General features: G+C 69.9%; 24 protein-coding genes. 16 read left to right on the forward strand and 8 right to left on the reverse strand.

From position 1 onward, the window contains the following. Positions 1 to 34 precede the first annotated feature (34 nt). Positions 35 to 1,666, forward strand: coding sequence for an L-glutamate gamma-semialdehyde dehydrogenase (gene pruA / locus W7S_RS06065; protein ID WP_008254563.1), 1,632 nt, complete (start codon positions 35 to 37; stop codon positions 1,664 to 1,666). Further along, positions 1,666 to 2,625 (forward strand): proline dehydrogenase family protein, encoded by a 960-nt coding sequence (locus W7S_RS06070; RefSeq protein WP_008254565.1) that lies wholly within the window; start codon positions 1,666 to 1,668, stop codon positions 2,623 to 2,625. The genes pruA and W7S_RS06070 overlap by 1 nt, the downstream gene beginning before the upstream one ends. A 116-nt stretch (positions 2,626 to 2,741) precedes the next feature. Here the strand turns inward: W7S_RS06070 and W7S_RS06075 are convergent, their stop codons facing one another. From W7S_RS06075 to W7S_RS06095, 5 genes are read right to left on the reverse strand one after another with little or no spacing between them, the layout of a single operon-like run. Beyond that, the gene (locus W7S_RS06075; RefSeq protein ID WP_008254567.1) at positions 2,742 to 3,353 is read right to left on the reverse strand and encodes a TetR/AcrR family transcriptional regulator; all 612 of its coding nucleotides are present in this window, start codon (positions 3,351 to 3,353) and stop codon (positions 2,742 to 2,744) included. A gap of 15 nt (positions 3,354 to 3,368) precedes the next feature. Then, positions 3,369 to 4,550 carry a lipid-transfer protein gene (locus tag W7S_RS06080; RefSeq protein WP_008254570.1) on the reverse strand — a complete coding sequence of 394 codons (1,182 nt, stop codon included), beginning with the start codon at positions 4,548 to 4,550 and terminating at the stop codon, positions 3,369 to 3,371. Beyond that, positions 4,547 to 4,996, reverse strand: coding sequence for a MaoC family dehydratase (locus W7S_RS06085; protein WP_008254573.1), 450 nt, complete (start codon positions 4,994 to 4,996; stop codon positions 4,547 to 4,549). Before W7S_RS06085 ends, W7S_RS06080 begins: the two co-directional genes overlap by 4 nt. Then, complete coding sequence (locus tag W7S_RS06090) at positions 4,993 to 5,412, reverse strand: Zn-ribbon domain-containing OB-fold protein (protein ID WP_008254575.1); 420 nt, start codon at positions 5,410 to 5,412, stop codon at positions 4,993 to 4,995. The genes W7S_RS06085 and W7S_RS06090 overlap by 4 nt, the downstream gene beginning before the upstream one ends. Continuing rightward, positions 5,412 to 5,957 (reverse strand): MaoC family dehydratase N-terminal domain-containing protein, encoded by a 546-nt coding sequence (locus W7S_RS06095; RefSeq protein WP_008254577.1) that lies wholly within the window; start codon positions 5,955 to 5,957, stop codon positions 5,412 to 5,414. The genes W7S_RS06090 and W7S_RS06095 overlap by 1 nt, the downstream gene beginning before the upstream one ends. A gap of 198 nt (positions 5,958 to 6,155) precedes the next feature. Here W7S_RS06095 and W7S_RS06100 point away from each other — a divergent pair, with 198 nt between their 5' ends. From W7S_RS06100 to W7S_RS06115, 4 genes are all read left to right on the forward strand, one after another. Then, complete coding sequence (locus W7S_RS06100; RefSeq protein WP_008254580.1) at positions 6,156 to 7,616, forward strand: aldehyde dehydrogenase family protein; 1,461 nt, start codon at positions 6,156 to 6,158, stop codon at positions 7,614 to 7,616. A gap of 132 nt (positions 7,617 to 7,748) precedes the next feature. Beyond that, positions 7,749 to 8,657 carry an alpha/beta fold hydrolase gene (locus W7S_RS06105; protein WP_008254583.1) on the forward strand — a complete coding sequence of 303 codons (909 nt, stop codon included), beginning with the start codon at positions 7,749 to 7,751 and terminating at the stop codon, positions 8,655 to 8,657. Positions 8,658 to 8,686: 29 nt separating this feature from the next. After that, positions 8,687 to 10,102, forward strand: a complete 1,416-nt coding sequence (locus W7S_RS06110; protein WP_008254584.1) for an acyl-CoA synthetase — start codon at positions 8,687 to 8,689, stop codon at positions 10,100 to 10,102. Positions 10,103 to 10,265: 163 nt separating this feature from the next. Further along, a complete protein-coding gene (locus tag W7S_RS06115) occupies positions 10,266 to 11,531 on the forward strand; it encodes an MFS transporter (RefSeq protein WP_008254586.1) in 1,266 nt (421 codons plus the stop codon). On the opposite strand, the gene dapD is transcribed toward W7S_RS06115, so the two are convergent. Further along, positions 11,528 to 12,481, reverse strand: a complete 954-nt coding sequence (dapD, locus tag W7S_RS06120) for a 2,3,4,5-tetrahydropyridine-2,6-dicarboxylate N-succinyltransferase (protein WP_085976480.1) — start codon at positions 12,479 to 12,481, stop codon at positions 11,528 to 11,530. The two genes, W7S_RS06115 and dapD, sit on opposite strands and share 4 nt — an antisense overlap. A 307-nt stretch (positions 12,482 to 12,788) precedes the next feature. Here dapD and W7S_RS06125 point away from each other — a divergent pair, with 307 nt between their 5' ends. The 3 genes from W7S_RS06125 (at position 12,789) to dapE (ending at position 16,025) form a co-directional block, all read left to right on the forward strand. Then, positions 12,789 to 13,601: a PE domain-containing protein gene (locus tag W7S_RS06125; RefSeq protein ID WP_008254590.1), complete on the forward strand. Its 813-nt coding sequence runs from the start codon at positions 12,789 to 12,791 to the stop codon at positions 13,599 to 13,601. Between the two features lie 37 nt (positions 13,602 to 13,638). Beyond that, on the forward strand, positions 13,639 to 14,799 hold the full coding sequence (locus W7S_RS06130; protein WP_008254594.1) for a PPE family protein: 1,161 nt from the start codon (positions 13,639 to 13,641) through the stop codon (positions 14,797 to 14,799). A 161-nt stretch (positions 14,800 to 14,960) separates the two neighbouring features. Beyond that, entirely contained in the window at positions 14,961 to 16,025 is a 1,065-nt protein-coding gene (dapE, locus tag W7S_RS06135) for a succinyl-diaminopimelate desuccinylase (RefSeq protein WP_008254596.1), read from the forward strand. Here the strand turns inward: dapE and W7S_RS06140 are convergent. Beyond that, positions 16,022 to 18,139: an ATPase AAA gene (locus W7S_RS06140; RefSeq protein ID WP_041297786.1), complete on the reverse strand. Its 2,118-nt coding sequence runs from the start codon at positions 18,137 to 18,139 to the stop codon at positions 16,022 to 16,024. The two genes, dapE and W7S_RS06140, sit on opposite strands and share 4 nt — an antisense overlap. Before the next feature lie 87 nt (positions 18,140 to 18,226). Between W7S_RS06140 and W7S_RS06145 the strand changes: the two genes are divergently transcribed. The 7 genes from W7S_RS06145 to W7S_RS25925 all read left to right on the forward strand — a co-directional run bounded on the left by W7S_RS06145 (position 18,227) and on the right by W7S_RS25925 (position 23,988). Further along, on the forward strand, positions 18,227 to 18,790 hold the full coding sequence (locus W7S_RS06145) for a TIGR00730 family Rossman fold protein (protein ID WP_008254600.1): 564 nt from the start codon (positions 18,227 to 18,229) through the stop codon (positions 18,788 to 18,790). Between the two features lie 75 nt (positions 18,791 to 18,865). Continuing rightward, positions 18,866 to 20,644, forward strand: coding sequence for a long-chain-acyl-CoA synthetase FadD6 (gene fadD6, locus W7S_RS06150; RefSeq protein WP_008254603.1), 1,779 nt, complete (start codon positions 18,866 to 18,868; stop codon positions 20,642 to 20,644). A gap of 127 nt (positions 20,645 to 20,771) precedes the next feature. Further along, entirely contained in the window at positions 20,772 to 21,647 is an 876-nt protein-coding gene (gene folP, locus W7S_RS06155; RefSeq protein WP_008254605.1) for a dihydropteroate synthase, read from the forward strand. Then, positions 21,644 to 22,642 carry a glucosyl-3-phosphoglycerate synthase gene (locus tag W7S_RS06160; protein WP_008254606.1) on the forward strand — a complete coding sequence of 333 codons (999 nt, stop codon included), beginning with the start codon at positions 21,644 to 21,646 and terminating at the stop codon, positions 22,640 to 22,642. The genes folP and W7S_RS06160 overlap by 4 nt, the downstream gene beginning before the upstream one ends. Before the next feature lie 59 nt (positions 22,643 to 22,701). Next, on the forward strand, positions 22,702 to 23,064 hold the full coding sequence (locus tag W7S_RS06165) for a DivIVA domain-containing protein (protein ID WP_008254608.1): 363 nt from the start codon (positions 22,702 to 22,704) through the stop codon (positions 23,062 to 23,064). 2 nt (positions 23,065 to 23,066) lie between these two features. Beyond that, positions 23,067 to 23,648 carry a DNA-3-methyladenine glycosylase I gene (locus tag W7S_RS06170; protein ID WP_008254610.1) on the forward strand — a complete coding sequence of 194 codons (582 nt, stop codon included), beginning with the start codon at positions 23,067 to 23,069 and terminating at the stop codon, positions 23,646 to 23,648. A gap of 166 nt (positions 23,649 to 23,814) precedes the next feature. Next, positions 23,815 to 23,988: a DUF3117 domain-containing protein gene (locus W7S_RS25925; RefSeq protein WP_003878471.1), complete on the forward strand. Its 174-nt coding sequence runs from the start codon at positions 23,815 to 23,817 to the stop codon at positions 23,986 to 23,988. 27 nt (positions 23,989 to 24,015) lie between these two features. Here W7S_RS25925 and glgA read toward each other — a convergent pair whose 3' ends face one another. After that, complete coding sequence (gene glgA, locus W7S_RS06175; RefSeq protein ID WP_014711062.1) at positions 24,016 to 25,188, reverse strand: glycogen synthase; 1,173 nt, start codon at positions 25,186 to 25,188, stop codon at positions 24,016 to 24,018. Positions 25,189 to 25,226: the final 38 nt, after the last annotated feature.

The raw sequence follows: 25,226 nt of genomic DNA on the forward strand, positions 1-25,226 counted from the left end.
CTCCATGCGCGATCGCCGCGAGGATCCTGGCGTCATGGACGCCGTCACTCAGGTCCCGATGCCGGCCAACGAGCCGGTCCACGACTACGCGCCGCGTTCCCCGGAACGCACCCGACTGCGCGCCGAACTGACCGCGCTGGCCGAGCATCCGATCGACCTGCCGCACGTCATCGGCGGCGATCACCGGATGGGCGAGGGTGAGCGCATCGATGTCGTCCAGCCGCACCGGCACGCCGCGAAGCTGGGCACCCTGACCAACGCCGTGCACGCCGACGCGACGGCGGCGATCGACGCCGCGATGGCCGCCAAAAGCGGCTGGGCGGCAATGCCGTTCGACGAGCGGGCGGCGGTGTTCCTGCGCGCCGCCGACCTGCTGGCCGGGCCGTGGCGGGAGAAAATCGCCGCCGCGACGATGCTCGGCCAATCCAAGTCCGCCTATCAGGCCGAGATCGACTCGCCGTGCGAGCAGATCGACTTCTGGCGCTTCAACGTGGCGTTCGCGCAACAGATTCTGGCGCAGCAACCGATCAGCGGGCCGGGGGAGTGGAACCGCAGCGAGTACCGCCCGCTCGACGGCTTCGTGTACGCGATCACGCCGTTCAACTTCACCTCCATCGCGGGTAACCTGCCGACCGCCCCGGCGCTGATGGGTAACACCGTGATCTGGAAACCCTCGATCACCCAGACGTTGTCGGCCTATCTGACCATGCAGCTGCTCGAGGCCGCCGGCCTGCCGCCCGGGGTGATCAATCTGGTGGCCGGCGACGGCTTCGCGGTTTCCGATGTGGCGCTGGCCGATCGGCGGCTGGCCGGCATCCACTTCACCGGGTCGACGGCCACCTTCCAGCGGCTGTGGTATCAGGTCGGCACGAATATCGGCCACTACCACAGCTATCCGCGCCTGGTCGGCGAGACCGGCGGCAAGGACTTCGTGGTCGCGCACGCGTCCGCGCGCCCGGATGTGTTGTGCACGGCCCTGATTCGCGGGGCCTTCGACTACCAGGGGCAGAAATGCTCGGCGGCATCGCGGGCCTTCATCCCGCAGTCGGTGTGGCGCCGCATGGGTGACGACTTTTTGGGGGAGACGGCCGCGCTGCGCTACGGCGACGTCACCGATCTCGCCAACTTCGGCGGCGCGCTGATCGACCGGCGCGCCTTCATCAAGAACGTCGACGCCATCGAGCGGGCGAAGGGCGCGCCACACGTGACCATCGCCGTCGGCGGCGAATATGACGACCGCGAAGGCTATTTCGTACGCCCCACCGTCTTGCTGTCCGATGATCCGACCGATGAGTCGTTTTCCACCGAATACTTCGGGCCGCTGCTGTCGGTGCACGTCTATCCCGACGACGATTACGACAGGATCCTCGACGTCGTCGACCGCGGTTCCCGGTACGCGCTGACCGGCGCGGTGATCGCCGACGACCGGGACGCCGTGCTGACGGCCCAGCACCGGCTGCGGTTTGCCGCCGGCAACTTCTACATCAACGACAAGCCGACGGGCGCGGTCGTCGGGCGCCAGCCGTTCGGGGGCTCGCGCGGCTCGGGCACCAACGACAAGGCCGGATCGATGCTGAACCTGTTGCGCTGGACGTCGGCCCGCACCATCAAGGAGACGTTCGTCCCCGCCACCCGGCACACCTACCCGCACATGGGCGCCGAGTGATGCCCGGAGTCTTCGCGAGCACCCTGCGCCCGGCGATCCTGGCGGCGGCACGAGGCGACGTGGTGCGCCGCGCCGCCCAGCGGTTGCCGGTCACCCGTCGTGTGGTGCGCCGCTTCGTTCCCGGGGAGACGATCGGATCCGCGCTGAATGGCGTTGCGGCGCTGCGCTCGTCGGGCCGGCTCGTCAGCGTCGACTATCTGGGCGAGGACGTCCTGAGCACCGACGACGCCGACGCGGCGGTGCAGGTCTACCTGGAGCTGATCGACGGTCTGGGCGACCTCGATGCCGGGGGCGACGTGGTGCGGCCGCTGGAGGTCTCGATCAAGTTGTCCGCGCTGGGACAGACGCTGGGGCGCGACGGGCACAAGATCGCGCGGGAGAACGCGTGGTCGATCTGCGATGCGGCCCGGCGCGCGGGTGTGTGGGTGACGGTGGACGCGGAGAACCACACCACCACCGAGTCGACGCTGTCCATCGTGCGCGATCTGCGGGCCGAGTTCGCTTGGCTGGGCGTGGCTTTGCAGGCATATCTGCGGCGCACGCCGGGCGACTGCGAGGAGTTCGCGGCGTCCGGGGCCCGGGTCCGGCTGTGCAAGGGCGCCTACGACGAGCCCGCGTCGGTGGCGTATCGCGGGCGGGCCGAGGTGACGGAGGCGTACCTGGCCTGCCTGCGGGTGCTGATGACCGGGACTGGCTACCCGATGGTGGCCTCCCACGACCCGGCTGTGATCAACGCGGCCAGCGCCATTGCCCGCGAATCGGGCCGTGGCGCCGGCGAATTCGAATACCAGATGCTGTACGGCATCCGCGACGACGAGCAGCGCCGCCTCACCGGGGCCGGTAACCACGTGCGCGTGTATCTGCCGTTCGGCACGCAGTGGTACGGGTACTTCATGCGGCGACTGGCCGAGCGGCCCGCCAACCTGACGTTCTTCTTGCGGGCTTTGGTCGGGCGCTGAGCCGGTCGCGTTGAGTGTGCGCTCACGGCTTCGAGTGTGAGCCTACGGCGGCGACACGCCGATGATCCCAACCCAGGATTCACACGCAAAGCCGACGATTGACACGCAAAGCCGCTTCACTGAGCGCGGCGGGGCCGCGGCCGGTCGCTGGCGAAGCCGCGCACCACGTGGGCGCGCACGAACTCCGCGGCCACGTCGGGATCGTCCATGTCCAGGGTCGACGACGGAGTGCTGAAGAGCGAGAACAGGATCCGTGCGAACCACTCGCCGGCCGCCTCGACGTCGAGATCCTTGCGCACCTCGCCCGTGAGCCTGGCGGCCGACAGGTACGGGGCGAAGAACTCGACGCATTCGCGCAGCAGCACGCGGGCGTCCTTGGTCAGCAACAGGCTGATCGCATCCTCGTCAAAATACTTCTCGGAGGCAATGGTCCGCCGCGCCTGGGTGACGAATACCGCTGCGCGACTGAGCTTGTCCTCCAGCGTGCTGCCGCGGCTCATCGCCTTGGTCATCTCGCGGTAGAACTGCTGCGACGCGTGCTCGGCGCACGCCTCGACAATCGCGGCCTTGTCGCTGAAGTACTCATAGATGGTGCTGCGGGATACCCTCGCTTGCTTGGCGATGTCGACGATCGTCGCCTTGTCCAATCCCTGCTTGCCGAAACACGTGAACGCCGATTCGACGATGAGCTCGCGGGTGTCTGCGGCCTGGGCCGGTTGAGTCGTCACAAGACCAACGTCCCCTCAGCCCGCCGGCGCGAGGATCAGCCCACTGGTGGGCACGCCGGTTCCGGAGGTGACCAGAACGTGTTCGACGTTGTCGACCTGGTTGTGCGAGGTGCCGCGGACCTGGCGCACCCCTTCGGTGATGCCGTTCATCCCGTGGATGTACGCCTCACCCAACAGGCCGCCGTTGGTGTTGATCGGAAGATCGCCGCCTAACGACAGTCGCTCGACGGTGGCGAAGTCCTTGGCCTCGCCGCGCCCGCAGAAGCCCAGTTCCTCGAGCTGGGTGAACACGAACGGCGTGAAGTGGTCGTAGATGAAGGCGGTTTGGATGTCTTGCGGCTTGAGGCCCGAATCGCGCCACAGCTGGCGGGCCACCACCCCCATCTCGGGCAGACCGGTGATGTCGTCGCGGTAGTAGCTCGTCATCATCTCGCCGTTGTAGGCCGCGCCCTGCGCGGCCGCGGTGATGATGGCCGGGGGCTGCCGCAGGTCGCGGGCGCGTTCGGCGCTGGTGACGACGAGCGCGACACCGCCGTCGCTCTCCTGGCAGCAGTCCAGCAACCGCAGCACCGGTTCGACGATCCAGCGCGAATTCTGATGATCTTCCAACGTGATCGGGCGCTGGTAGAACCAGGCGTCGGGGTTTGTCGCCGCATGCTTTCGGTCGACGACGGCGATCCGGCCGAAGTCGGAGTTGGTGACGCCGTACGTCGACATGTACCGCTGGGCGTGCATCGCGACCCAGGCCGCGGGAGTGAGCAGCCCGAACGGCGCGTAATGCGCCATGAACAACGGGGTTTCGGCCATGCTGCGCCCACTGCCGCCGAACCGGAACCCGGAGCGTTCGTTGAAGGCACGCCAGCACACCACGACATCGGCCACGCCCGTGGCGACCGCCATCGCCGCGTGCACCACGGTGCCGGCGGCGGCGCCCCCGCCGTGGTGCACGCGGGAGAAGAAGCTCAGATCGCCGATGCCCACGTTGCGTGCGATGTCGATCTCGTCGCTGGAATCCATGGTGAACGTGACCATGCCGTCGACGTCGCCGGGGGTCAGGCCGGCGTCATCCAGCGCGGCGCTGACGGCCTCGCACGCCAATTGCAGTTCGCTGCGCCCGGATTCCTTGGAGAACTCCGTCTGACCGATCCCCACGATGGCGCAGCTTCCGGGAAGGCTGCCCGGACGCGTCCGGCTCATGCGCCCGGCCCGTCGAGCAGGCTGAGCACCGCGGTGCCGGAGACGTGGTCGCCCAGGCTGTTGGCCCCCGCGAAGGTCACCTCGACAAAGTTCTCGCCCCCCGAGCCTTCACGCTTTCCGGTGACGCTGCCGGTGAACCGCAGCGGATCGTCCGGAAAGCACGGCACGCCCAGGCGAATCGACAGGTTCTTGACCATCGCCTCGGGCCCCGCCCAATCGGTGAGGAAGCGTACGCAATAGCCGTTGGTGGTCAGGATGTTCATGAACAAGTTCGGCGAACCCCGCTGCTTGGCGTAGTCACGGTCGTGATGCACGGGCATGAAGTCACGGGTGGCGATCGCGCCGGCAACGATCATCGTGGTGGTGATCGGGATTTCCAGGGGCGTGACCTCGTCACCGACCGAAATGTCCCGCCACTGCAAAGTGCGGTTCGCGGTGGTCGTCATGCCTGTCCTTCCGAATCGATTGCGCGGCACCGGAATTGGTGCAACACGAGGCCGTCGTCGAACGTCTGGTAGTAGACTTCCACCGCCAAACCGGTTGTCACGTCGGACGGATCGATGCCGGTCAGGTTGGACACCAGCCGCACCCCTTCCTCGAGTTCCACCAGCGCGACGACGTAGGGATAGTCGAAGAACGGGAACTTGGGTTCGTGTGGCATCACGTAGCTGTACACCGTGCCGAGGCCGCAGGCCTCGATCGTGTCCCACTCGAGAGAACGGCAGTGCGGGCACATTGGCCTGGGCGGGTGGCGGAGCTGCCCGCAGCCGCCGCACCGCTGAATCAGGAGTTTGTTCTCCCGCAATCCATTCCAGAAGAATTCGGTGTCCGGGGTGATCGCCGGCGCCAGACGGGCCGCCATCAGTTCGCCGGCCTGAATCGCAGCACCCGGAATCGCTGCCGCCCCAACACTTCGCCGTTCTGGTCGGTGTAGGTGGTCAGCCACGTCAGAAAGAAACCGGTGCCCAGCGCCGTCTTCTTCTCGTCGGAGACCGATTCGTAGACCGTCGTCGCGCTGATCACATCGCCCAGCCGAGGGTAACGCTCGATCTCGAACTCCGAATTGGTCGCCACCGTGCTGGTGTAGCCGGCCTCGTCGAGGAATTCCGTTGGGTTGCTTTTGATCTCGATCGGTGCCCCGCCACGCTCGCCGATTCCCTCCAGTATCGGCGATGGCATCGTCCACGTCTGCAGCATCACCGGTGGCGACACGATGCCGCCGAACCGGGACGAGGCCGCGAACTCCGGGTCGAGGTACACCGGGTTCATGTCGGCCATCGCGTACGCCCAGTGCCGGATCATCGGCTGGTTCACCGGGTCCGGCGCCACCGACGGCTTCCCGGTGCCGCCGGTCGGCTGCCCGACGAGGGCCCGCACCCTGGCGCTGACGGATTCTGGGTCGGTCACGTAGCAAGCCCCTCTCGCAGAACACCTTGATCCGACAGATTGATGCGATCTGTCTCGCGAGATGTGTGTACTCTGCGCCGTCGCATGCTGTCAATACAACAGCAAAGTGCACGAGGAGCTCCGGAATTCGTGCAAGTGACGATTGACGGCGGCCGCTGGGACGGGTACACCAAGTGATCAGATGACCGGAGGAAGCACATGGCCGATTCGCCCGCCCTTGTTCAGTCCTATCCGCTCTACATCGATGGCGACTGGGTCGAGCCGCAGGACGGCCGCTATGACGACATCTCTCCGTCGACTGAGGACGTGATCGCCACCGCGCCCGACGCCAGCGTCGCCCAGGTCGGTGAGGCGATCGCCGCCGCGCGCCGCGCGTTCGACAGCGGACCCTGGCGCACCGTGAGCGCCGAGGAGCGCGCCGGGTGCCTCAACCAGTTGGGCGAGGCGCTGAGCAAACAGGCCGACGACTTCTTCGCGCTGTCCCAGGTGGAGTGGGGCTGCGTTGCCAACGAACGCATCATGCAGATCGACGGCGCCGGCTTCATGTCGATGCACGCCGCCCAGCTGGCCACCCAGTTGAAGGACGAAGAGGTCACCGGGATGGGCGCCGGCACCACGTTGCTGCGCCATGAACCCCTGGGTGTCGTGTCGGTGCTGACCCCGTGGAACTTCCCGCACTGCCTCAACGTGATGAAGCTGAATCATGCTCTGGCCGCAGGCAATACCGTCGTGCTCAAGCCCTCGCCGCTGACCCCGCTGGCCGGGCTGGCGCTCGCGCGGATCATCGACGAACACACCGACATCCCGCCGGGCGTGGTCAACGTCGTCACCCCCTCCGGGGTCGAGGCGGCCAGGTTGCTGACCAGCGATCCGCGGATCGACATGGTGAGCTTCACCGGCAGCTCGGTGGTCGGCCGCCAGGTCATGTCCGCCGCCGGCGACACGATGAAGCGGATCCTGCTCGAGCTCGGCGGCAAGTCCGCGAGCATCGTCCTGGACGACGCGCAGGTCACCGACGAGATGCTGCAGCAGATGCTGTTCGACTGCTGCTCGCTGCACGCCGGGCAGGCCTGCATCCTGCACAGCCGGCTGCTGCTGCCCGATTCGCTGCACGACGACGTCGTCGACCGGCTCGCCGCGCTGGCGCGTGAGGTCAAGGTGGGCGATCCCGCCGATCCCGACGTGCAGATGGGCCCCCTGATCAGCGCGGCGCAGCGGGACCGGGTCGAGGCCCACGTCGCCGGTGCTCTCGACGACGGGGCGAAGCTGGTGACCGGCGGCGGCCGTCCGGCCGGCTTGGACGTCGGGTTCTACTTCGAACCGACGATTCTGTCCGACGTCGAGCCGAATTCGACCATCGCGCAAGAGGAAGTGTTCGGTCCGGTGTTGACGGTGCTGCGCTACCGCGACGACGACGACGCCGTCGCCATCGCGAACAATTCGCAATACGGCCTCTCCGGGGCGGTATGGGGCGGCGACGTCGACCGCGCCGTCGGCGTCGCACGCCGCATCCGTACCGGACAGATCGCGGTCAACGGCTGCGGCCCGGGCGGCGCGCCATTCGGCGGCTTCAAACTCAGCGGGCTGGGCCGCGAGGGCGGCGGAATCGGCGGGCTACACCAGTACATGGAGCCGATGGCCATCGGCGTCCCCGCGTGACGGGCTCCGCTCCACGAAATGCCCTGCGCCAGAGGGGAATCCGACGCCGACCTGGCGCCTTAGCGCTGAGCCCGTCGGGCACCGGCCCGGTCCACCTTTGGTAAACCGTGCGTCCCATGCCAAGCTGCTGACATGGCCATCGAGATCGCCCGCCCCAAACTCGAAGGAAACGTCGCCGTCGGCGAAGACCGCCAGATCGGCTTCGCCGAATTCGGTGATCCGCAGGGCCGCGCGGTCTTCTGGCTGCACGGCACTCCCGGCGCGCGCCGCCAGATCCCCACCGAGGCCCGCCTGTACGCCGAGAACCACAAGATCCGGCTGATCGGCCTGGACCGCCCCGGGATCGGCTCGTCGACACCACATCGGTACGAGAACATCCGCGCGTTCGCCGAGGACCTGCGGACCATCGCGGACACGCTCGGCATCGACAAGATGGCCGTCATCGGCCTGTCCGGCGGCGGCCCGTACGCGCTCGCCTCGGGCGCGGTGCTGTCCGAGCGCGTCGTCGCCGCCGGCATCCTCGGCGGCGTCGCGCCCTTCCTCGGCGACGAGGGGATCACCAGCGGCCTGATGAACTTGGGCAAGCGGGTGGCGCCCCTGCTGCGGCTGGGCGGTGACCCGCTGAGGATCGGTGCGAGCCTGGTGGTCCGGGCGATCCGCCCGGTCGCGAACCCCGCGCTGTATTTGTATGCCGCGATATCGCCCGAGGGCGACCGGCGCCTGCTGACCCGGCCCGAGTTCGGGGCCATGTTCCTCGACGACCTGCTCAACGGCAGCCGCAAGCAGCTGGCGGCCCCCTTCAACGACATCATCCTGTTCACCGGGGACTGGGGATTTCGGCTCGACGAGGTCAAGGTCCCGGTGCGCTGGTGGCACGGCGACAGCGACCACATCGTGCCGTTCGCCCACGGCCAGCACGTCGTGGCCAGGCTGCCCGACTGCGAGCTGATCGTGCTCCCGGGCGAAAGCCACCTCGGCGGGCTGGGGCGCGGCGAGGAGATCCTGTCCACCCTGATGAAGATCTGGGACGAGCGGGGCTGACCTCGTCCGGCGCCGGGTAGCCTGCTGACGTGCTGCTGGCGTCCCTTGATCCCTCGGTCCTGACCGCCACCGATGTCGCCGACGCGGTGCGCATCGACGGCACCGTGCTCAGCCGCAGCGACCTCGCCGGAGCCGCGACGTCGGTGGCCGAACGGGTGGGCGGCGCGGGCCGCGTCGCCATCCTGGCCGCCCCGACCGCCGCGACGGTGCTGGCCGTCACCGGCTGCCTGATCGCGGGTGTGCCCTTCGTCCCGGTGCCCGCCGACGTCGGCGCCGCCGAACGCCGCCACATGCTCACGGACTCGGGAGCCCAAGCCTGGCTCGGGGCGGCGCCCGACGAGACCGGGGGACTGCCGCACATCCCGGTGCGGCTGCACGCCCGCTCCTGGCACCGCTATCCCGAGCCCTCGCCGGACGCCACCGCGATGATCATCTACACCTCGGGCACCACCGGGTTGCCCAAAGGGGTGGTGCTGAGCCGGCGCGCGATCGCTGCCGACCTCGACGCGCTGGCGCAAGCCTGGCAATGGACGGCCGACGACATCCTGGTGCACGGTTTGCCGCTCTTTCACGTGCACGGCCTGGTGCTGGGACTGCTCGGCTCGTTGCGGATCGGGAATCGCTTCATCCACACCGGGAAACCGACGCCGGAGGGCTACGCCGCGGCCCGCACCGACTTCGGCGGCACGCTGTTTTTCGGCGTGCCCACCGTGTGGTCGCGGGTCGGGGCCGACGAGGCGGCCGCCCGGGCGCTGGGCCCGGCGCGGCTGCTGGTCTCCGGAAGCGCACCGCTGCCGGTTCCGGTGTTCGACCGGTTGGCCGCCCGCACCGGACACCAGCCCGTCGAACGCTACGGCGCCTCGGAATCGCTGATCACCATTTCGACGCGGGCCGACGGCGAGCGGCGCCCGGGGTGGGTCGGCCTGCCGCTGGCCGGGGTGCAGACGCGGGTGCTCGACGACGACGGCGGCGCGGTGCCGCACGACGGCGAAACCGTGGGAAAGCTCCACGTTCGCGGTCCGATGATGTTCGACGGCTACCTGAACCGGCCGGACGCCACCGCCGAGGCGTTCGACGCCGACGGCTGGTATCGCACCGGTGACGTCGCCGTCATCGACGGCGGGGGGATGCACCGCATCGTGGGACGCGAGTCGGTCGACCTGATCAAGTCCGGCGGCTACCGCATCGGTGCGGGCGAGATCGAGACGGTGTTGCTCGGCCATCCGGGCGTGCAGGAGGCCGCGGTGGTCGGGATGCCCGACGCGGACCTGGGTCAGCGCATCATCGCCTACATCGTCGGATCCGCCAACGGCGACGAACTGATCGACTATGTCGCGCAACAACTTTCGGTACACAAGCGGCCACGCGAGGTGCGCGTCGTCGACGCACTGCCCCGCAACGCCATGGGCAAGGTCCTCAAAAAGGAGCTGCTGTCCGACGGCTGAGCGCCTTGCGCGCGAGCCTACCCACACCGCGAATTTCAGCGCGATTCTTCGCAGTCCCGTTACGCCCGCGGTCCGAGCGGCGGCAGGTACCGTCGTAACGGTGCAAGGACGGAACGTACCCCCCGCCGGCGCCGCCGCGACCGTCGTAACGGCGCCCACGCCGATGCGGCGGATCGCCATCGCCTGCCTCGTGGGCTCGGCGATCGAGTTCTACGACTTCATGATCTACGGGACCGCCGCGGCACTGGTGTTCCCGATGGTGTTCTTCCCGCACCTCAGCCCCTCCGGCGCCACGATCGCCTCGATGGGGACGTTCGCGACGGCTTTTTTGTCCCGGCCCCTCGGTGCGGCGGTGTTCGGATACTTCGGGGATCGGCTGGGGCGCAAGAAGACCCTGGTCGCCACGCTGCTGATCATGGGCGTGTCAACGGTGTGCGTGGGCCTGGTCCCCAGCTCCGGGGTGATCGGTGCCGCCGCGCCGCTGATCTTGGTCGCGCTTCGGCTGCTGCAAGGATTCGCCGTAGGCGGCGAATGGGCGGGGTCGGCGTTGCTGAGTGCCGAATACGCCCCGGCCGACCGGCGCGGCCGATACGGCGTGTTCACCTTGATGGGCGGCGGCATCGCGGCCGTGCTGAGCAGTGCGACCTTTCTCGCGGTCAACCTCACCATCGGCGAGGGCAGTGCGGCGTTCCTGCAGTGGGGATGGCGGGTGCCGTTTTTGCTCAGCGCGGTGTTGGTCGGGCTCGCGCTGTATGTGCGCCTGAACATCGAGGAGACCCCGGTGTTCGCGGAGGAAAAGGCGCGGCAGCTGATCCCCAAAACCCCGCTCGCGGAGCTGCTGCGCTTGCAGCGCCGTGAGATCGCGCTGGCCGCGGGCAGCATCCTCGGCGCGTTGGGGTTCATCTACATGGCCCACACCTATCTGGCCATGTACGCGCACTCCCACCTGGGGTATTCGCGCAACTTCATCTGGTTCGTCGGCGCGCTGTGCGGGGTCGCGAGCATGGCGTTCATGGCGCTCTCGGCCACTCTGTGCGACCGGCTCGGGCGCCGTCGCATCATGCTGGTGGGGTGGAGCTGTTGTCTGCTGTGGTCGTTTCTGGTGATGCCGCTGCTGAACACCGGCAAACCCCTGGGGTACGCGGTGGCGATCGTCGGCATGTGCACGGCCGCGGCGATCGGCTCCGGCCCGACGGCGGCGTTCATCCCCGAACTGTTCGCCACCCGCTACCGCTACAGCGGAACGGCGCTGGCGCAAAACCTCGCCGGCATCGTCGGTAGCGCGTCGCCGCCGCTGATCGCCGGGACCCTGCAGGCGACATACGGCAGCTGGGCGATCGGATTCATGCTGGCCGCCCTCACAGCGGTCAGCCTGGCGTGCACCTACCTGCTGCCCGAAACCAACGGCACGGCGCTCGGCGTCGGTTAGTTGGCGTGCAGGTCCTCGTTGAGGGCGATGCCCTGGCCGCCGCGGGCCACCACCTCCACGGCCCCGCTCAGCGAATTGCGCCGGAACAACAGGTTATTGCCGCCGGAGAACTCCCGCGCCTTCATCTGTTTGCCCTCGGGTGTGATGACCTTGGTGCCCGCCGTGACATAGAGGCCGGCTTCCACGACGCAGTCGTCGCCCAGTGAGATGCCCAGGCCGGCGTTGGCGCCGAGCAGGCACCGCTTGCCGATCGAAATGACCTCGGTGCCACCGCCGGACAGCGTGCCCATGATCGAGGCCCCACCGCCGACATCGGAGCCGTCGCCCACCACCACGCCGGCCGAGATGCGGCCCTCCACCATCGACGCTCCCAGCGTGCCGGCGTTGTAGTTGACGAAGCCTTCGTGCATCACCGTCGTCCCCGGGGCCAGGTGGGCGCCGAGGCGCACCCGGTCGGCGTCGGCGATGCGCACCCCGGTCGGCAACACGTAGTCGACCATCCGCGGGAACTTGTCGACGCCGTAGACCGTCACCGGTCCGTGGCGGCGCAAGCGGGCCCGCACGGCCTCGAACCCCTCGACGGCGCAGGGCCCGCGATTAGTCCAGACCACATTCGTCAATACCCCGAACAAGCCGCCGGCGTTCAGCCCGTGCGGCGCCACCAGCCGGTGCGACAGCAGATGCAGCCGCAGGTAGGCGTCGTAGGCGTCGGCGGCCGCCTCGTCGAGCGAGCCGATCACCGTGCGCACGGCGACGGTCTCGGTGCCGCGGTCGTCGTCCCGGCCGATCAATGCGGTCAGTTCGGGGGGAACGTCGGACAGCGCGAGTCGCGACGTGGCACCCGTGCCCGATCCGGTCAGTTCCGGTGCGGGAAACCATGTGTCGAGGATCGATCCGTCGGCGGCCAGCGTTGCCAGCCCGATACCTGCAGCTCCAGTCACGGCGGTCAGGTTACTTCCTGGGTGGTTGCGTAGGTCCGTCCACCCTGCACGGCAACGCGGAACCGGACGCCGCGAAATACACGGAGTGCACCGCCGCCTGTGAAACGCTGGCCCGCGCAACGTGATTCGGAGGCCCTGGCCGCGCGGCCGCTGCGCTGTGCGTGTCGAGGCCCACCGTCTTGCCAGGTCAACCGCGTGAACTCGGCCGTTTCGGGGTACCTCGGTCCCGGGGATCGGCTGGTCACGTCCTGAGCCTGGTGGGGAGCCACCGGCGCGGGTCCGCAAGGGGCCGGCTCGTTTAGAGAAGGAGAACACCATGTCCTTTGTCACCACACGGCCCGAGGCGCTGATGGCCGCGGCGAGCATGCTCGAAGCGCTCGGCTCCTCGATGGACGCCCAAAACGCCGCCGCCGCGGCGCCCACCACGAGCATCGCCCCGGCGGCGGCCGACGAAGTGTCCGCGCTGCAGGCCGCGCAGTTTTCCGCCTACGGCGCCTGGTATCAGCAGGTCAGCGCCCAGGCGAAGGCGATCCACCAGACGATGGTCAACAACCTGGACACCAGCGCCGGTTCCTATGGCGAGACCGAAACCGCGAATCGGGTGACGACCGCCGCCTCGTCGCTGTCGCCGTTTGCCGCCGGACCGACTGCGGCCGCCGACCCCCCGCCCCCGGGGAGCACCACCCTCGGGACCGGGATCGGGTGGGGCCAGAACGTCGGTGCCGCCGCGTCGGACTTCATCACCCTGGGGGAGGGGCAATTCGCTCCCGTCGTCGGCGCCTCGGGGATTCCCAACTTCACTCCCGGGCTCACCTCGGCGTCAGCGCCCGCGCCGGCGGCCCCCGCCGCCGTGGGTGCCGCGCCGGTGCTGGCGAGCATGGGCCGCGGGCCCGCGATCGGCGCGTTGTCGGTGCCGCCCAGTTGGGCGGCCGGCGGTGTCCCGTCGGTGAACGCCACCCCGACGCAATTGGTCGGTGCGGGCTTTACCAGCGCCGCGCCCCACGCCGCGCCGGTGACGACCGTGCCGGGCGGCCTGCCGTCGATGGCCACGAGCGGACGCGGCGGATATGGCCTCGGCGCGCCGCGCTACGGGGTCAAGCCGACCGTCATGCCCAAGCCAGCCATCTAGCACCCCACGAACCACAACCGAGAATAGGAGCGACGCAATGTCTTTCGACTTTGGAGCACTTCCCCCCGAGATCAACTCCCTCCGCATGTACACCGGGGCGGGGGCGGCGCCGATGATGGCCGCCGCGGCGGCCTTCAGCAGCCTCGCCGACGAATTGAGTACGACGGCCTCGGCCAGCCAGTCGGCGATCTCTAACCTGACCGGCGAGGAGTGGATCGGGCCCTCCTCGTCCGCAATGGCCACCGCGGTCGAGCCATACATCACGTGGATGCACACCACCGCCGCCCAGCTGCAACAGGCGGCCTCCCAGGCCATGGCGTCGGCCGCGGCCTACGAGGCGGCATTTGCGATGACGGTCCCGCCCCCGCTGATCGCGGCGAACAGGGCCCAACTCGCGGCCCTGATCGCAACGAACGTCTTGGGTCAGAACACCGCGGCCATCGCGGCCACCGAGGCGCAGTACGGCGAAATGTGGTCCCAGGATGCCGCCGCGATGTATGGCTACGCGGCGGCGTCGGCGGCCGCGGCCAAGTTGAGCCCCCTGACCTCGCCGGCGCCGACGAACAACCCGGGCGGACTTGGGGCGCAGGCCGCGGCCGTTTCCCAGGCCGCGGCCACGGGCGCGCAGACGAGCGGCCTCCAGCAGACCGTCACCAACGCGCCCAACGCGGTTCGGGCACTGGCGGCCCCGCTGGCCGACCCGCCGTCGGCACTGAGCGGGCTGGACAGCTTCTTGGGCAACCCGGTGGTGAACAACGTCGGCAACGCCGGTTTCGACGTGGTGGCCTGGAACGTGTTCAACACCATGGTGTCCAACATCCTTTACAACCACACCCTCGACGTGGCGGCGGCCACCGGCACGGCCAGCGATGTGGGGGGTGCAATCGGCGGCGGCATGTTGGTGGGCGCGGCGGCCCCGGCGAGCACCGCGGGCGTCGGCGCCGCGCCGGTGCTGGCGAGCATGGCGTCGGCCTCACCGGTCGGCGGCTTGTCGACGCCCGCCGCGTGGTCCGCGGCCACGCCTGCGCCTGCCGCCGCGACGGCCGTGGGTTCGGGGTGGACCGCGCCGGTCGAAGAGCCGCACACGACGTGGGCGACGGGCATGCCGGCGGTGGCCTCGGCCGGGCGCGGCGGCTACGGCATGGGCCCGCGTTACGGGGTCAAGCCGACGGTGATGCCCACGCGGTTGCTCGTGTAGCCGCTACGCCCGGCTCCGCCGCGCTTGCGATCGCCACTGGGTCAGATGGTGGCGACCCGCCGCGCCCGGCTCCGCCGCGCTTGCGATCGCCACTGGGTCAGATGGTGGCGACCCGCCGCGCCCGGCTCCGCCGCGCTTGCGATCGCCACTACCCTGAGACCGTGCTGGACTTACGCGGGGATCCGATCGCGCTGACCGCGGCGCTGGTCGACATCCCCAGCGAATCGAGGAACGAGGCGCGCCTGGCCGACGAGGTCGAGGCCGCGCTGCGCGCTCAGACCTCCGGCTTCGAGATCGTCCGCAACGGCAACGCCGTGTTGGCGCGAACCCGACACCAGCGGCCGTCGCGGGTGCTGCTGGCCGGCCACCTGGACACCGTCCCGGTGGCCGGAAACCTGCCCAGCCGTCACGAGGGCGGCGAGCTGCACGGCTGCGGCACCGCCGACATGAAATCCGGGGACGCCGTGTTCCTCCATCTCGCCGCCACCGTCGCCGAACCCGTGCACGATCTGACGCTGGTGATGTACGACTGCGAGGAAATCGATGCGGCGGCAAACGGTTTGGGCCGCATCGAACGCGAACTGCCGGACTGGCTGGCCGCGGACGTGGCCATCCTGGGCGAACCGACGGGCGGCTACATCGAAGCCGGTTGCCAGGGCACCCTGCGCGTGGTCGTCAGCGCCACCGGGACCCGCGCCCACTCGGCGCGATCCTGGTTGGGGGACAACGCCATTCACAAACTGGGTGCCGTGCTCGAACGGCTGGCCGCATACCAGGCGCGCAGCGTGGACATCGACGGCTGCACGTACCGCGAGGGCTTGTCGGCCGTGCGCATCGACGGCGGGGTGGCGGGCAACGTCATTCCCGATGCGGCCGCGGTGACGGTCAACTTCCGCTTTGCCCCGGACCGGTCGGCGCCCGACGCGCTGCAACACGTGCACGACGTGCTCGCCGGACTGGACGTGCACATCGAACAGACCGACGCCGCGGCCGGGGCGATGCCCGGGCTGTCCCAGCCCGCCGCCAAGGCGTTGGTCGAGGCGGCGGGCGGCAACGTGCGGGCCAAGTACGGCTGGACCGACGTCGCGCGGTTCGCCGCGCTGGGTATACCGGCGGTCAACTTCGGCCCCGGCGACCCGAATTTGGCGCACCGGCGCGACGAACGCGTGGCGGTCGCCAACATCACCGCGGCGGTGGACATGCTGCGCCGCTACCTGGCCGGCTAGCCGCCGCAGCGTCGAGCCTGCGCGGCAGCGTCGGCGGCGGCCGCGTGCATCCCGATCGAGGTCAGCTCGTCCGACACCGCCCGCAACGCCTCGGCATCGCCCGCAGTGAGCGCGCGGGCGTGGGCCAACGCGATTCTGCCCACGACACAATCGATCTCGTCGCAGAGCCGGGCCAACGGATCGCCGGCCCGGCTGTCGCCCAACCGCACGGCCTCGTGCCAGACGCGCACCGCCACGGCGCGCTGACCGCCGCGCTCGGCCGCGCGGGCGGCCTCGCGCGCGGCGGCCACCGCGCCGTGCGAGTCGCGCAGCAACGCCAGCCGCCACGCGCGCGCCACCCCGAGCTCGGGGGCGAACAATGCCGACTTGGTTCCGTGCCGGGATTCGGCCCTGCTCAACGCTTTTGCCGCGGCGGCGGTATCTCCGAGCTGGGACAGCGCGGTGGCCAGCAGCGTCAGCGACAGCGGCCCCCACGAATAGCCGGTGCGTTCCAGGGTGGCGGTCGCCGGGATCAAAATATCTGCCGCGGAAGCGAATTCGCCGCCGGCAAGCAGCACATGCGCCAGCAGCACCTCGCCGATCGCGCGGCCCGGCTGCTGCAGTTCGGCGAAATCGGTGAACTGCCGGGCCAATTGGCGGGCCTCGTCGAGCCTGCCCGCCATCAACAACGTGGTCGTCTGGCCCAGCCCGATGGTGAAGCGCAGCAGCCCGGGATGTTCGGCTCCCAGGGCGCGCTGCGCCAACGGCTCGACGTCACCGAACCGGCCCCGCCGCGCCGCGCACAACGCGGCCGCGCTGCCGGCCCAGGCCACCGCCTGGTCGTCGGCCGACGCCGAGGCCAGCACCTCCTCGGCGACCTTGACCGCGTGCCCGACGTTGCCCGCGTTCATCGCGAAGGTCGCGCTCAGCGCGTCCAGCGTGGTCCGCGGCCCGGCATCCGCGACGCGATTGCGAACGGTCCGCAAGAACGCCGTCGCACGCTCCGGCTCGCTCAGCATCCAGAACTGGTTCGCCGCCCGCAGCAACGCCCACTCCATCAGGGCGGCTTCGGTCAATCCGGCGGAGTCGACGTCGGCCAACAGCGCATCGGCCTCGCGGCCGCGGCCCTGCCATCCCAGCGCGTGCGCGAGCGCGAGCCGCGCCGCCAGCCCGCCGGAGCGCTCGAGCGCCGAGCGGGCCAGCCGCTCGCCCAGCGCCATGTCACCCAGCCTCAGCGACTGCTGCGCGGCGGCGACGACGTCGGCGGGCCGTCGGCGCGCGTCGCTGTCCAGCGCCAACGACATCACCCGCAGCCGGTCGCTGAGATGCTCGGATGGACGCTGCGACAGCAACGTGACCAGCTCGGTGCGTCGTTGTCGCGCGTCGTCGGGGTCGAGCGCGGCCAGCGTCCGCTCGGCGAACAGCGGGTGGGCCGTGTAGACGACGGGGTCCTCGGAGGCCCCGCCCCGCACCCGGGTCTCGGCGGCGCCCCACTTGACCGCCTCGGCCACCGCGCCGTCGCCGGCCAGCACGGTCAGGTCGGCGAGCGACAGCGGCTCGCACACGGCGAGATACTCCAGCACCGACCGGGCCGGCGCGGGCAGCTCGGCGAGGAAGGCGTCCACCTCCGCGGGCGGCGTCGTCCCGCCGGGCGGCTCGATATCGATCCGGTCGAGCAGGCCGTCGCTCCACAGCGCGGCGATCGCATCGGGGGAGGCGTCGGCGCGGGCGGTGACGATCAGCCGCACCGCCCCGGCCCGCGCCAGCTGGTAGACGAGCGTGGCCGACAGCACGTCCAGGTGGTGGGCATCGTCGACGACGAGCAGCAGGTCGTCGCCGCCCAGCGAGGCGCGCGCGGCCCGCAGCAGCGCGGCCGGCTTGCCGATGTCGGCGATCTGCACCAGGTGGCTGAAGGCCCCGAAGGGCACCGCGCGTTCGGTCGGGGTGCCGGTGACCCAGCGGACGAGCGTGTCGGGATGTTGACCGGCGAAGTGCTCGGCGGCCACGCGGGCCAAGGTGGATTTGCCGACGCCGTCGGGCCCCAACACCGCCGCTCCCCGGCCCCCCGCGGCCAACGCCGCATCCAGCCGCTCTGAGGCCGTCGCATGTTGGGGGACGTTCCATCGAATCGGCACTGCCGGATTTTATGGCGCGCGGGCCCGCCGGCACGGCGAAAGCCCCACATATGAGCGGTGATCGCAATTGGTCTACCTTTGGCGGATATGCCCGGGGAACGCGATTCAGCCCGCGAGTGGGCGGTGTGTGTGTACTGCGCGTCCGGTCCGCAGCATCCCGAATTGCTCGGTGTCGCTGCAGAACTCGGCGAGTCGATCGCGGAGCGCGGCTGGACGCTGGTGTGGGGCGGTGGCCGCGTTTCGGCGATGGGCGCGGTGGCGAGCGCGGCGCGGGCCCGCGGGGGCCGGACCGTCGGCGTCATCCCCCAGGTCTTGATGCGGCGCGAGATCGCCGACGCGGACGCCGACGAGCTGATCGTCAGCGACACCCTGCACGAGCGCAAGCAGATCATGGAAGACCGCGCCGACGCGTTCATCGCGCTGCCGGGCGGCATCGGCACCCTCGACGAGTTGCTCGACACCTGGACGACGGCCTACCTCGGTCTCCACGACAAACCCATCGTGCTGCTGGACCCCGTCGGCCACTACGAGGGGCTGTGGACGTGGTTGTGCGGCTTGCTCGACACCGGTTACGTCTCCCAGGTGGCGATGGACCGATTGGTGCTGGTCGACAAGGTGGGCGCGGCGCTGGACGCGTGCGCGCCCGGCTGAGCCCGCCGGCCGGTCCCAGCCCCTACTAGGCTTTCCGCCGAGCTTGACTTTTTCCAAACGAATCGAGGGGATCACGTGTCCGATCGTGACGGGGGAGCGCGCACGGCGGTCAAACTGACCGACATCGCATCTCGGGTGCCGGCCGTGCTGGCCGACCTGCCGGTGATCGCGCGCGGCGTGCTGACCGGGCTGGCGGCCCAGCCGGGGTCCAAGAAATCGATCGGCACGGTGTTCGCCGACCGGGCCGCCCGCTACGGCGACCGGATCTTCTTGCGCTTCGGCGACCAGCAACTGACCTACCGCGACGCCAACGCGGCCGCCAACCGGTACGCCGCGGTGCTGGCCGCCCGCGGCGTCGGCCACGGCGACGTCGTCGCCATCATGCTGCGCAACTCGCCCAACGCCGTGCTGGCCATGCTGGCCGCGGTCAAGTGCGGTGCGGTCGCCGGCATGCTCAACTACCACCAGCGCGGCGAGGTCCTCGCGCACAGCCTCGGCCTGCTGGAGGCCAAGGTGCTCATCGCCGAGACCGATCTGGTCAGCGCCGTGGCGGACTGCGGGGGCTCGGGCGGCACCCAGACGCTGACCGTCGAAGACCTCGAACGGTTCGCGGCGAGCGCCCCGGCCACCAACCCGGCGTCGGCGTCGGCCGTGCACGCCCGGGACACCGCGTTCTACATCTTCACCTCGGGCACAACCGGTTTCCCCAAGGCCAGCGTCATGACGCACCTGCGCTGGCTGAAGGCGCTCGCGGCGTTCGGCGGCATCGGGTTGCGGCTCAAGAGCTCGGACACCCTCTACTGCTGCCTGCCGCTGTACCACAACAACGCGCTGACGGTCGCGTTGTCGTCGGTGATCACGTCGGGAGCGACGCTGGCGCTCGGCAAGTCGTTCTCGGCGTCGAAGTTCTGGGACGAGGTCATCGCCAACGACGCGACGGCGTTCATCTACATCGGCGAGGTGTGCCGGTATCTGCTCAACCAACCGGCCAAGCCGACGGACCGAGCGCACAAGGTCAGGGTGATCGCCGGGAACGGCCTGCGCCCGGAGATCTGGGACGAGTTCACGAAACGGTTCGGCATCGCGCGCGTCTGCGAGTTCTACGCCTCCAGCGAGGGCAACGCCGCGTTCATCAACGTCTTCAACGTGCCCCGCTCCACCGGTGTCTTCCCGATGCCGTTGGCCTACGTCGAGTACGACCCCGACACCGGTGCCCCGCTGCGCGGCGACGACGGGCGCGTGCGCCGGGTGCCGGCCGGGGAGCCGGGCCTGTTGCTCAGCCCGGTCAACCGGCTGCAGCCGTTCGACGGCTACACCGATCCGGAGTCCAGCGAAAAAAAGTTGGTGCGCAACGCTTTTCGTGAGGGCGACTGTTGGTTCAACACGGGCGACGTGATGAGCCCGCAGGGCATGGGACACGCCGCGTTCGTCGACCGGCTGGGCGACACCTTCCGCTGGAAGGGCGAAAACGTGGCCACCACCCAGGTCGAGGCCGCACTGGCATCCGATGACTCCGTCGAGGACTGCACGGTCTTCGGGGTCGAGGTGCCGCGCACCGGCGGTCGCGCCGGGATGGCCGCGGTCAAGCTGCGCGACGGCGCCGAGTTCGACGGGCAGTCGTTGGCCCGCGCCGTCTACGAGCAGCTGCCCGGCTACGCGCTGCCGCTGTTCGTGCGCGTGGTCGAGTCGATCGAGCAGACCACGACCTTCAAAAGCCGCAAGGTGGAGTTGCGCGAGCAGGCCTACGGTCCCGACGTCGAGGACCCGCTCTACGTGCTGGCCGGACGCGACGAGGGCTACGTGCCGTTCTACGACGAGTACCCCGACGAGGTGGCCGAGGGTAAACGCCCGTAGGGCCGGCCGCGCCGATCGGTCGGTCGCGAGCGTAACCACACTGCGAGAGGGCGAGTCGGATTTCGCAGTGCCGTCACGCTCGCGACCTGGCACTGCACGCTGTTCAGCGACCAGGCACCATAGACGCGTGCAATCGTCGTTCTGCGGCCGTCCCGTGTCAGCCGATCGCGCGCTGATCATGGCGATCGTCAACCGCACCCCGGACTCGTTCTACGACAGGGGCGCGACCTTCAGCGACGAGGCCGCCCGGGCGGCCGTGCACCGGGCCGTGGCCGACGGCGCCGACGTCATCGACGTGGGTGGCGTCAAGGCCGGCCCGGGCCAAGAGGTCGACGCCGACACCGAGATCGCCCGGCTGGTGCCGTTCATCGAATGGTTGCGCGACGCCTATCCCGACCACGTGATCAGCGCCGATACCTGGCGCTCGGAGGTCGCCAAGGTGGCCTGCGCGGCCGGGGCGGACCTGATCAACGACACCTGGGCAGGCGTCGACCCCGCCCTACCGGAGGTGGCCGCGGAGTTCGGGGCGGGTCTGGTCTGTTCGCACACCGGCAACGCGCAGCCGCGCACGCGCCCGTTCCGGGTGAACTACGGAACCGCCACGCGCGGCGTCGTCGACGACGTGATCGCCCAGGTCACCGCCGCCGCCGAGCGGGCGGTCGCGTGCGGGGTGGCCCGCGACCGGGTGCTCATCGACCCGACGCACGACTTCGGCAAAAACACCTTCCACGGGCTGCTGCTGTTGCGGCACGTCGGCGATCTCGTCGATACCGGGTGGCCGGTGCTGATGGCTTTGAGTAACAAGGACTTCGTCGGGGAGACTCTGGGTGTGGAATTGACCGAGCGGCTCGAGGGAACGTTGGCGGCCACCGCGCTGGCCGCGGCCGCCGGTGCGCGGATGTTTCGCGTGCACGAGGTCGCCGCCACCCGCCGGGTGCTGGAAATGGTGGCCTCGATCCAGGGGACGCGCCGGCCGGCCCGCACGGTGAGGGGGCTCGCATGACGATGTCGGACCTGGTCGCGGGCGATCTGGCCAGCGACGGGTTGCTCGCCGCGAGGCCGGGGGACACCTGGCTGGCCGACCGCAGCTGGAACCGTCCGAGCTGGACCGTCGCCGAGCTGGAGGCGGCCAAGGCCGGGCGGACCATTTCGGTGGTGCTGCCGGCCCTCGACGAGGAAGACACCATCGAGTCGGTGATCGACAGCATCTCACCGCTGGTCGACGGGCTGGTCGACGAGCTGATCGTGTTGGACTCCGGCTCCACCGACGACACCGAGATCCGGGCGGTCGCCGCCGGCGCCCGCGTGGTCAGTCGCGAGCAGGCGCTGCCCGAGGTGCCGATACGGCCCGGCAAGGGCGAGGCGTTGTGGCGGTCGCTGGCGGCCACCCGCGGCGACATCGTGGTGTTCGTCGACTCCGACCTGATCAACCCGCACCCGATGTTCGTGCCGTGGCTGGTCGGCCCGCTGCTCACCTGCCCACCCTCCCGCGGCATTCACCTGGTCAAGAGCTTCTACCGGCGGCCCCTCAACGTCGCCGACGTGGGCGGCAGCGCGGGCGCGACCGGCGGCGGGCGGGTCACCGAGCTGGTGGCCCGGCCGTTGCTCGCGGCGCTGCGCCCCGAGCTGGGCGCTGTGCTGCAGCCGCTGGGTGGCGAATACGCGGCCACCCGCGAATTGCTGACGTCGGTGCCGTTCGCCCCGGGCTACGGCGTGGAGATCGGACTGCTGGTGGACACCTTCGACCGGCTGGGGCTGGACGCGATCGCCCAGGTCAACCTGGGCGTGCGGGAGCACCGCAACCGACCGCTGGCCGAGCTGGGCGCGATGAGCCGCCAGGTCATCGCGACCCTGCTGTCGCGCTGCGGGATCCCCGACTCCGGGGTCGGCCTGACCCAGTTCGTGGCCCACGGGCCCGACGGCGAGGGCTACACCCAGCACACCTCGCCGGTGTCGCTGGCGGACCGGCCGCCGATGCAGGCGATCAGGCCCCGATAGCCGCCGACGCCGTCACGCTGCGCATCGCCGTGTCGGCGGCATAGGGCAGTATCGATCCCGTGGCGTTGGTGTTGCTGTACCTGGTGGTCCTGGTGCTGGTGGCGATCGTCCTGTTCGGCGCGGCCAGCCTGTTGTTCGGTCGCGGCGAGCAGCTGCCGCCCCTGCCCCGGGGGACGACGGCGACCGTGCTGCCGGCCTACGGGGTGACCGGCTCCGACGTCGACGCCGTCAAGTTCACCCAGACGCTGCGCGGATACAAGACCAGCGAGGTGGACTGGGTGCTGGACCGCCTCGCCCGCGAGCTGGAGGCCCTGCGCGGCCAGCTGGCCTCGGTCGTGGAGGCGCACGCCGCGCCCGCCGCCGACCAGGACACCGAGGACGATTCGGCGGAACCCGGCGAGGGCGAGGATCGTCAGGACTGAATGTGAGTGAAGACGAGCTGGTTCGGTGCAGCTGGGCGGCCATTCGGCCCGGGCCGGACTTCGAGATGTACCGCGATTACCACGACCAGGAATGGGGCCGCCCGCTGCACGACGGGGTGGCCCTGTTCGAACGGATGAGCCTGGAGGCCTTTCAGAGCGGCCTGTCGTGGCTGATCATCCTGCGCAAGCGGGAGAATTTCCGGCGCGCGTTCTCCGGGTTCGACATCACGACGGTCGCCGAGTACGGCGACGGCGACGTGCAGCGGCTGATGGCCGATCAGGGAATCGTGCGCAACCGCGCCAAGATTGACGCGACGATCGCCAACGCGCGCGCGGCCGCGGAGCTGGGTACTCCGGCGGACCTGGCGGAGCTGCTGTGGTCGTTTGCGCCGTCGCCGCGGTCACGCCCGGCCGACGCATCCGAAATTCCCTCGGCCACTGACGAATCGAAGGCCATGGCCCGTGAACTCAAGAGGCGCGGGTTCCGCTTCGTCGGTCCGACCACCGCCTACGCGTTGATGCAGGCAACCGGCATGGTCGACGACCATATCCGGGGTTGCTGGGTGCCCGCGACCGCCCGCTGAGCACACAGTTGTGGGTCTTTGTACGAGCGGTGACCTGGATAGGGAACAATGGAGGGGTGATAAGTCAGTTCGTGGCCGGGCATGGCTTGAAGTTCGCTGGCCGGGCGTGCTCGGTGCCGACCAGGTCCGCGCGGGCGGGCCAGCTCGAACCTGGAGGGAGCACTCGATGGCGGCGATGAAGCCCCGGACCGGAGACGGTCCTCTTGAAGCAACGAAGGAGGGGCGCGGCATCGTGATGCGGGTACCACTTGAAGGTGGAGGTCGACTGGTCGTCGAGCTGACGCCCGACGAAGCCGCTGCCCTCGGTGACGAACTCAAGGGCGTCACAAGCTCCAGCTAGGGCTTGCCGCCGAACGATTCGGCGGTGCTACGCACACACCTTCCGATAGATCTCCAGGGTCTGCTCGGCGACGTGGGCCCACGAGAACTCCTCGACGCAGCGTTGGCGTCCTGCCTTGCCGTAGCGCTGCGCTTTTCCGCGGTCGGCGACGAGCTCGTTGACCGCCTCGGCCAGTCCGGCCCGATAGCCCGCCACATCGCCGGGGTCGTAATGCACCAAAGTCCCGGTGACCCCGTCGGCGACCACCTCCGGGATCCCGCCCACATCCGAGGCCACCACCGCGGCCCCGCAGGCCATCGCCTCCAGATTCACGATGCCCAACGGCTCATACACCGACGGGCACACGAAAACCGCTGCGGCCGATAAGATTTCGCGCAACTCGCCGATGGGAAGCATTTCCCGGATCCAGAAGACGCCGGTGCGTGCGCGGGCCAGGCCGGCGACCGCATCCCGAATCTCCTCGGCGATCTCCGGGGTGTCGGGCGCCCCGGCGCACAGCAGCACCTGCGCCTCCGGGCTGAACCGGTGGGCGGCCGCCACCAGGTGCGCGACGCCCTTCTGCCGGGTGATGCGGCCCACGAACACCACCAGGGGACGGTCCGGATCGACACCCAGTGCGGCCAGCATCGACTCGCCCTGCGATGGGGCCGCCGGGCACCACACGTCGGTGTCGACGCCGTTGCGGATGACGTGCACGGCTCCGGGATCCAGCGCGGGGTAGACGCGCAGGATGTCCTCGCGCATCGCGGAGCTCACCGCGATGACCGCGTCGGCGGCCAGCGCCGCGGTGTGTTCGACCCAGGTCGAGATCCGGTAGCCCCCGCCGAGTTGTTCGGCCTTCCACGGGCGCAGCGGCTCGAGCGAATGCGCGGTCAACACGTGCGGGACGTCATAGAGCAGCGCGGCCAGGTGCCCGGCCATGCCGGTGTACCAGGTGTGTGAATGCACCACGGTGGCCGCCGACGCCGCGTTGGCCATCAGCAGGTCGGCGGACAGCGTCGTCATCGCCGCGTTGGCGCCCTGCAACCGCGGGTCGGGCTGGTGCACCTGCACGCCCTGGGCGCCCGGCCGGGGTGCCCCCATGCAATGCACGTCCACCGCGCACAGCCGGCGCAATTGGCTGACGAGTTCGGTGACGTGTACGCCCGCCCCTCCGTAGACCTCTGGGGGGTATTCCCGAGTCATCATCGCCACCCGCATACCCGCACGGTAGTTCCGCGACGGGGAGGGCCGCGAGC

The organism is Mycobacterium sp. MOTT36Y (assembly GCF_000262165.1).
Lineage (GTDB): Bacteria > Actinomycetota > Actinomycetes > Mycobacteriales > Mycobacteriaceae > Mycobacterium > Mycobacterium intracellulare.

Coding starts and splice junctions, on each gene's coding strand:
- pruA (WP_008254563.1), top strand. CDS start 35: ATGGACGCCGTCACTCAGGTCCCGATGCCGGCCAACGAGCCGGTCCAC.
- W7S_RS06070 (WP_008254565.1), top strand. CDS start 1,666: ATGCCCGGAGTCTTCGCGAGCACCCTGCGCCCGGCGATCCTGGCGGCG.
- W7S_RS06080 (WP_008254570.1), bottom strand. CDS start 4,550: ATGAGCCGGACGCGTCCGGGCAGCCTTCCCGGAAGCTGCGCCATCGTG.
- W7S_RS06085 (WP_008254573.1), bottom strand. CDS start 4,996: ATGACGACCACCGCGAACCGCACTTTGCAGTGGCGGGACATTTCGGTC.
- W7S_RS06090 (WP_008254575.1), bottom strand. CDS start 5,412: ATGGCGGCCCGTCTGGCGCCGGCGATCACCCCGGACACCGAATTCTTC.
- W7S_RS06100 (WP_008254580.1), top strand. CDS start 6,156: ATGGCCGATTCGCCCGCCCTTGTTCAGTCCTATCCGCTCTACATCGAT.
- W7S_RS06105 (WP_008254583.1), top strand. CDS start 7,749: ATGGCCATCGAGATCGCCCGCCCCAAACTCGAAGGAAACGTCGCCGTC.
- W7S_RS06115 (WP_008254586.1), top strand. CDS start 10,266: ATGCGGCGGATCGCCATCGCCTGCCTCGTGGGCTCGGCGATCGAGTTC.
- W7S_RS06125 (WP_008254590.1), top strand. CDS start 12,789: ATGTCCTTTGTCACCACACGGCCCGAGGCGCTGATGGCCGCGGCGAGC.
- W7S_RS06130 (WP_008254594.1), top strand. CDS start 13,639: ATGTCTTTCGACTTTGGAGCACTTCCCCCCGAGATCAACTCCCTCCGC.
- W7S_RS06145 (WP_008254600.1), top strand. CDS start 18,227: ATGCCCGGGGAACGCGATTCAGCCCGCGAGTGGGCGGTGTGTGTGTAC.
- W7S_RS06160 (WP_008254606.1), top strand. CDS start 21,644: ATGACGATGTCGGACCTGGTCGCGGGCGATCTGGCCAGCGACGGGTTG.
- W7S_RS25925 (WP_003878471.1), top strand. CDS start 23,815: ATGGCGGCGATGAAGCCCCGGACCGGAGACGGTCCTCTTGAAGCAACG.
- glgA (WP_014711062.1), bottom strand. CDS start 25,188: ATGCGGGTGGCGATGATGACTCGGGAATACCCCCCAGAGGTCTACGGA.